General features: G+C 49.0%; 1 protein-coding gene. It reads right to left on the bottom strand.

What is annotated here, in order from left to right; translation table 11 throughout:
• Nucleotides 1–251 (bottom strand): NAD(P)-dependent oxidoreductase (locus SB719_RS21575; RefSeq protein WP_412159948.1); only part of this gene is annotated, 251 nt, incomplete at both ends.

The raw sequence follows: 251 nt of genomic DNA, 5'->3' as shown, positions 1-251 counted from the left end.
CCGCGAGCTGTATTGATCAGATAGGCGGAAGACTTCATGGCCTGCAGCTCTTTTGTACTGAACAAGTTTTTCGTCTCATCTGTAAGTGGACAGTGAATCGAGATGATATCAGAGCGCTCAAGCAAATCTTCAAACGTGACACGCTCGACAAAGGATAAAGAATCCTCCCCTGCGCTTCGATGATCGTAACCAATTACGTGGAACCCTGCCCCGTGTGCCTTTTTGGCGAAAGCACTCCCGATTCGTCCAAG

This window comes from Pantoea sp. SIMBA_079 (assembly GCF_046940275.1).
GTDB lineage: Bacteria > Pseudomonadota > Gammaproteobacteria > Enterobacterales > Enterobacteriaceae > Pantoea > Pantoea borealis.
Note: the sequence above shows the minus strand (reverse complement) of the source record. Positions and strands in the feature narration are given on the sequence as shown.